The sequence below is a fragment of the Pontibacter sp. FD36 genome (assembly GCF_015686655.1).
Classification (GTDB): Bacteria; Bacteroidota; Bacteroidia; order Cytophagales; family Hymenobacteraceae; genus Pontibacter.
The window spans coordinates 1-1,314 of sequence record NZ_JADPMP010000027.1 but is presented as its reverse complement, the minus strand read 5'-3'; the positions used below and the strand labels follow the sequence as shown (position 1 = coordinate 1,314).

1 protein-coding gene is annotated in these 1,314 nt (G+C 50.1%); it reads left to right on the top strand.

The genetic code is table 11. The features are described 5' to 3' along the window. The first annotated feature begins 259 nt into the window (after positions 1-259). Positions 260-1,282, top strand: a complete 1,023-nt coding sequence (locus tag I0P70_RS21190; protein ID WP_196121133.1) for an IS110 family transposase — start codon at positions 260-262, stop codon at positions 1,280-1,282. Positions 1,283-1,314 lie beyond the last annotated feature (32 nt).

Genomic DNA, 1,314 nt, shown 5'->3' with positions numbered 1-1,314 from the left:
CTTACTGCCAACCTTTAGATTTAGTCGATATTATTTTTCTAATACTTGCAGCACCCTTTTACCAGGTATAAGAGTAGAGCTTTTATACCTTAAGGCAGCCAGTGCACTACCCGCTAACAAGGCGAAACTGGTCCTAACAGCCGATTCAGACTGGCTGCTTTTTTTTAAACCCGCAGGCAGGGGTCATGTAGATTTTCGGGACGCTTAGGGCCCATTATAAAGGTTTCGATCCACAGCTTGCATAACTAAATCAAAAGATATGGAAAAGCCTGTCAACCTGCAAGCTCCTGCCTTTATCCTGGGCATCGATGTATCAAAAGACAGCCTGGATGTGTGCCTGGTCAGGGTCAGTGACAACCAGCAGCTCTGCCACAAACTCAACAACAACCCCTCTGGCTTCAGGAGAATGAAAGCCTGGCTTAAGCAGCAAGGCTGTGAAGCAGGGCCTGAGACCCTCTGCTGCCTGGAACACACGGGCCTCTACACCCGCCAAGTGGTCCATTATCTGTTGGCAAGGGATGTACAGGTATGGATGGAGAGCGCCCTGCAGATCAAACGCTCGATTGGCATGGTGCGCGGCAAGGATGACAAGGTGGATGCCCAGCGCATTGCCCGCTATGCCCTGCTGCACCAGCGCGAGGCCAGGTGCCTGAACCTCTCTGGTGTGACGCTGGAGCGCTTAAAGGATCTGCAGGCAAACAGATCAAGATTGCTCAAGGCTTTGCAGTCGATCAAAGTTACCATCAAAGAACTTATAGCGGTAGATCCGGTGTCTGGCAAAACACTCGAGCAGGTGAATAAGAAGGCCATCAAAGGAATAGAGAAAAGCATGGAGCAGGTAGAGGAGAAAATGCAGGAGTTCATCTCCAAAGACGATCAGCTAAAGAAGAAATACGACCTGCTCACCTCAATCAAGGGCGTGGGAAAGGTGCTGGCCATCTCGCTTTTGGTCTATACCCAGGGCTTCACGAAAATGGAGGACGGGCGGAAGCTGGCCTGCTATTGTGGTGTGGCTCCTTTCGAATACCGCAGCGGCACAAGCGTGATGGGCAAAACGGGTGTGTCCAAATTTGCCAACAAAGAACTCAAGCACATCCTCCACATGGCCGCCATCAACAGCGTCAGGTTCAACGAGGAGTTTAGGCTATACTTCGAGCGGAAAGTGGGAGAAGGTAAAAGCAAGATGAGCGTCATCAATGCAGTGCGCAACAAGCTCCTCCACCAGATCGTGGCCGTGGTGAAAAGAGGAACGCCTTATGAACTGAAATTGAAGAATATTTAGAGCAAAACCTTTGTTTTACTCATAGATTTCGG

Bases quoted from the DNA above. Each gene is read 5' to 3' on its own strand.
- I0P70_RS21190 (WP_196121133.1), top strand. From the start codon at position 260: ATGGAAAAGCCTGTCAACCTGCAAGCTCCTGCCTTTATCCTGGGCATC.